The sequence below is a fragment of the Kitasatospora sp. NPDC059571 genome, assembly GCF_042735675.1.
Lineage (GTDB): Bacteria > Actinomycetota > Actinomycetes > Streptomycetales > Streptomycetaceae > Kitasatospora.
On the sequence record NZ_JBHWBW010000562.1, the window covers coordinates 1 to 4,713 of the forward strand.

The 4,713-nt window shown below is 75.7% G+C and carries 4 protein-coding genes; 3 read left to right on the forward strand and 1 reads right to left on the reverse strand.

Annotation, left to right across the window (positions count from 1 at the left end):
• Window positions 1–149: 149 nt before the first annotated feature.
• On the reverse strand, window positions 150–1,226 hold the full coding sequence (locus ACFV0G_RS35515; protein WP_380556848.1) for a MerR family transcriptional regulator: 1,077 nt from the start codon (window positions 1,224–1,226) through the stop codon (window positions 150–152).
• Window positions 1,227–1,415: 189 nt separating this feature from the next.
• On the opposite strand from ACFV0G_RS35515, the gene ACFV0G_RS35520 reads away from it, so the two are divergent.
• The 3 genes from ACFV0G_RS35520 to ACFV0G_RS35530 all read left to right on the forward strand — a co-directional run bounded on the left by ACFV0G_RS35520 (window position 1,416) and on the right by ACFV0G_RS35530 (window position 4,624).
• Window positions 1,416–3,041: a dolichyl-phosphate-mannose--protein mannosyltransferase gene (locus ACFV0G_RS35520; RefSeq protein ID WP_380556850.1), complete on the forward strand. Its 1,626-nt coding sequence runs from the start codon at window positions 1,416–1,418 to the stop codon at window positions 3,039–3,041.
• A 3-nt stretch (window positions 3,042–3,044) separates the two neighbouring features.
• Window positions 3,045–3,797 carry an ABC transporter permease gene (locus ACFV0G_RS35525; RefSeq protein ID WP_380556851.1) on the forward strand — a complete coding sequence of 251 codons (753 nt, stop codon included), beginning with the start codon at window positions 3,045–3,047 and terminating at the stop codon, window positions 3,795–3,797.
• Between the two features lie 239 nt (window positions 3,798–4,036).
• Window positions 4,037–4,624, forward strand: coding sequence for a TMEM165/GDT1 family protein (locus tag ACFV0G_RS35530; RefSeq protein ID WP_380556853.1), 588 nt, complete (start codon window positions 4,037–4,039; stop codon window positions 4,622–4,624).
• The last annotated feature ends 89 nt before the right edge of the window (window positions 4,625–4,713 follow it).

The following is a 4,713-nucleotide window of genomic DNA, read 5'->3' on the forward strand; positions in this document are numbered from 1 at the left end:
GAGTGTTGGTGTTTTTGTGATCTCATCTGAGCGGAGTGTGCTGGGGGGGCGGGCGCGGGGGGCGGGGGGGGCGCGGGGCCGTCGGTGTGGCCGCCCCCAGACCCGCCGCCCGCCCCGCCCCCCCCCGCGCGGTCCGGGGCGTCCGGGCGTCACGGCGCGACCGGCATCAGCAGCGAGTAGGTGCCGGCCCGCTCGGGGAAGCGGATCGCCAGCGGGGCCACCGGGCCGCCCAGCTCCAGCACCAGTTGGCCGCCGCCGCCCGCGGCCACCGCCTCCAGCAGGAAGTCCCGGTTGACCTGCACGTGCAGCACGTCCGCGGCCCCCTCCCCGCCCGGCGCCAGCGCACCCTGAGCCGTCACGGACAGCACCGCGACCGGGAAGTCCGCGCCGTCCTGCCCGCGCCGCTCGGTGCGCACCGGCGTCCCGGCGACCCCGGTGCGCAGCTCCTCGGCGCCGATCTCCACCCGGCGCTCGCAGACCGTCCGCAGCATCGGCCGGTAGTCGGGGAAGTCCGCGTCCACCGGCGGCGTGTCCAGCGTCCGGCCGCCGACCCGGGCGGTGAGCAGCCCGCCGTCCACCAGCAGCTCCGCGTCGCCGTCGGCGCCGGCCAGCAGGGCGCGCAGCGCGTCCACGAACGCGGCCGGGGCGACCACCTCCGGTGCCGGGCCCTGCGTCCCGGACGGCCGCAGCTCGGAGACGGCGAGCCGGTAGCGGTCGGTGGCCACCAGCCGCAGCACGCCGTCCCCGGTGCCGTCGAACAACACGCCGGCGAGGGCGGGCGGTGCCCCGGCCGCCGGGGGCACGGCGAAGCGGACGGCGTCCAGGGCGGCGGCCAGCTCGGCGGCGGGCACGGTCAGTCGGGTCGGTCGGGTCTCGGCCATCGGGTACTCCCTCAGCTCCAGCAGTGTGCGGACGGTGGAGAGCTCGCGGCGCGCATCGGCCAGGCCGTCCTCCAGCCTGCGCAGGTGCGCGTCCAGCTCGGCCCGGGCCTCGTCCGGGCCGCCGCGCAGCACGCGGGCGATGCCGGCCAGCGGCATGCCCACCCGGCGCAGCCGGGCGATCAGCCGCGCGTCGGCCAGCTGCTCCGGCGCGTACCAGCGGTACCCCGTCCGGGGATCCACCCGGGCCGGGCCGAACACGCCCGCGCCGTCGTAGAACCGCAGCGCGCTCACCCCGAGCCCGCTGGCCCGGGCCATCTCGCCGATGCTCCGCATCCCGCTCTCCACGCCGAGGACTCTGGGCCCTCGACCTGGTCGAGGGTCAAACGCCGCCACGCTACTGCGGCCCGCCGACAGGGCGGCGGGCTAGGATTCCCGACAACGGCGACATAGTGTCACCCGGACGGCCGGCGCGACGCCGGCTCCCGGTGCGGCCGGAGGCGGCCGGGGCGGGGCACGGGGAGGAACGGCGAGTCCATGGCGTACACCGCAGTCACCGAGACCCCGGCCGTCGGGGCCGCCGGTGGCGTCCGGCACGCCGCCGCGGCCCGCGGCCCGCTCGCCTGGGCCGTCCGGCACTCCGGCTGGCTCGGCCCGATCGCGGTCGCCCTCTTCGCCGGCCTGCTGAGGTTCTGGAACCTCGCCACGCCGAACGCCTTCGTCTTCGACGAGACGTACTACCCCAAGGACGCCTGGTCGCTGCTGCACCTCGGCTACGAGGGCGTCTGGCCGGACGACGCCAACCAGCAGATCCTCGCCCCGTCGCAGAAGATCCCGCTCACCCGGGCACCGGAGTTCGTGGCGCACCCGCCGCTCGGCAAGTGGGTCATCTCGCTCGGCGAGTGGGCGTTCGGACTGCACCCCTTCGGCTGGCGGGTGATGGTGGCGCTGGTCGGCACGCTCTCCGTGCTGATGCTGGCCCGGATCGGCCGCCGGCTGCTCTCCTCCACCCTGCTCGGCTGCACGGCCGCCCTGCTGATGGCCGTCGACGGCCTGCACTTCGTGATGAGCCGGGTCGGCCTGCTGGACGGCGTCTCGATGGTCTTCGTGCTCGGCGCGTTCGGCTGCCTGCTGGTCGACCGCGACCGCACCCGCGCGGTGCTCGCCGCCGCCCGGGCCGAGGGCGGCCTGGCCGGCGACGAGGTCCGGCTCGGGCTGCGGCCCTGGCGGATCGGGGCCGGCCTGCTGCTGGGGTGCGCCTGCGCCGTGAAGTGGAACGGCCTGCAGATCCTGCTGGTGTTCACCGTGCTGACCCTGCTCTGGGACCGGGCCGGCCGCCGCTGGGCCGGCGCCCGCCGGCCGACCCGCTCCCTGCTGCGCCGCGACGCGCTGCCCGGCCTGCTCTCCACGGTCGGCGTCGCCGCGCTGGTCTACCTGGCCTCCTGGTCCGGCTGGTTCGCCACCGACGGCGGGTACGACCGGCACTGGGCGGACACCCGGGCCGGCCTGTCGATGGCCCGCACCCCGGTGGTCGACATCCCGCTGCCGCAGGTCCCGATGGGCTGGGTGCCGGCCGCGCTGCGCAGCCTGTGGCACTACCACGCACAGATGTACGACTTCAATACCGGCCTGTCCTCGCCGCACACCTACCAGTCCAACCCGTGGAGCTGGCTCGTCCAGGGCCGGCCGGTCTCGATGTACTGGCAGCAGGTGCCGGAGGGCCAGCAGGGCTGCACCGCGTCCGGCGGCTGCGCCAGCCAGATCCTCGCGCTGGGCACCCCGCTGCTGTGGTGGACGGCCTGCTTCGCGCTGGCGTACGCGCTGTGGCGCTGGTTCTTCCGGCGGGACTGGCGGGCCGGGGCGGTGCTGGCCGGGGTGGCCGGCATCTACCTGCCGTGGTTCCAGTACCAGCACCGCACGATCTTCTCCTTCTATATGGTGCTGCTGGTGCCCTTCCTGTGCCTGGCGGTGGCCCTGATGCTCGGGGCGCTGGTCGGCCCGGCGGGCGCCACCCTCTCCCGGCGGCGGTGGGGGACGGCCACGGCCGGCCTGATCGTGTTCGCCGTGGTGGGCTGCTTCGCCTTCTTCCACCCGCTGTACACCGCGGAGGTGATCCCCATGTCGGACTGGCAGGACCGGATGTGGTTCACCAGCTGGATCTGACCGGTGGCCGCAGCCGGCGCCAACCAGCTCCTGCCGGTCACCTGGGGGCTGGGCGTCCTGATCGCCGTCCTGCTGGCGGCCGCCGCCGTGGTGGCCGGGCGGGGCGGCCTCGGGCACGGCCGGGCCGTCCTGCGCGCCGGGCTGCGGGCGGTCGTGCAGCTGGCCGCGGTCTCCCTGGTGATCACCTGGGTGGTCGGCTCGCTCGGCACGTCGGCCCTGTTCGTCCTGCTGATGTTCGCGGTGGCGGTGCGCACCGCGGGCCGCCGGATGACCGACGGGCCCGGCTGGGTCTGGGCGGCGGTGCCGATCGGCGCCGGGGTGCTGCCGGTGCTGGTGCTGCTGCTCGCCACCGGGCTGCTGCCGCTCAAGGGGCTCTCGCTTATCCCGGTGGCGGGCATCCTCATCGGCGGCGGGCTGACCGCCACCTCGCTGGCCGGCCGGCGGGCGCTGGACGAACTGCGGCAGCGGCGCGGCGAGGTGGAGGCGGCGCTGGCGCTCGGCATGGAGGACCGCGACGCCCGGCTGGAGATCTGCCGGACGGCCGCCGCGACCTCGCTCGTCCCGGCCCTGGACCAGACCCGCACCGTGGGGCTGGTCACGCTGCCCGGCGCCTTCGTGGGCATGCTGCTCGGCGGGGCCAGCCCGGTGCAGGCCGGCGCCGTCCAGCTGTTCGTGCTGGTCGCGCTGCTCGCGGTGGAGTCGGTCGCGGTGGTCGCGGTGCTGGAGATCGTCGGCCGCGGCCGGGTGACCGCCTGACCGGCCCCTCGCCGGCCCGCTCCGGGCGTCCGGTAGGGTTGGGGGCGTTGAAGGGGAGTAGCCCTCCACCGGACCGTCGACATACTGGCCCCACGCGGGCCCGGCGCCCGGGGCACCGCGCGGTGAGCGGGGTGTCGGCGAGACCTTCGGCCGCAGTGCTGTGATCATGACCAGTGCTGTCGGGCCGGAGCGACCCCGTACGGAGCCTCGGCCGGCAGCCCGACCGAGGGACACCACCCCTGATGAGCCTGACCGTTGCCGCGTTGACCTTCGGCATCATCTTCCTCGCGGAACTCCCCGACAAGACCGCGCTGGCCAGCCTGGTGCTGGGCACCAAGTACCGGGCCTCCTACGTCTTCGCCGGCATCGCCGCCGCCTTCGCGCTGCAGGTCGGCCTCGCCCTGGTCGCGGGCTCCCTGCTGGCGCTGCTGCCCCAGCGCTGGGTGGAGGGCGTCTCGGGCCTGCTCTTCCTGCTCGGCGCGGTGATGCTGCTGTGGCACAGCGAGGGCGAGGACGACGGCCACGCCGCCAAGGAGCCGTCCGCGGGCACCTTCTGGAAGGTCGCCGGGGCGAGCTTCGCGGTCGTCGCGGTCGCCGAGTTCGGCGACCTGACCCAGATCATGACGGCCAACCTGGCCGCCAAGTACGCCGACCCGCTGGCCGTCGGCATCGGGTCCTGGCTCGCGCTGTGCGCCGTCGGCGGCATCGCCATCGTCGGCGGCCAGAAGCTGCTCAAGCACGTGCCGATGAAGGTCATCGTGCGGATCGCCGCCACCCTGATGCTGCTGCTCGCGGTCTTCAGCCTGGTCAAGGCCGTCACCGGCTGACGTCCGCCGCCGTGCGCCCCCGCGGGCCCCCCCCCGGCACCAGCCCGCGTGGGGGGCCCCCCCCCGGGTGGGGGGGGGGGGGGGGGGGG

What these genes read in the sequence shown, in the direction of transcription:
- ACFV0G_RS35520 (WP_380556850.1), top strand. Translation starts at nt 1,416, where the DNA reads ATGGCGTACACCGCAGTCACCGAGACCCCGGCCGTCGGGGCCGCCGGT.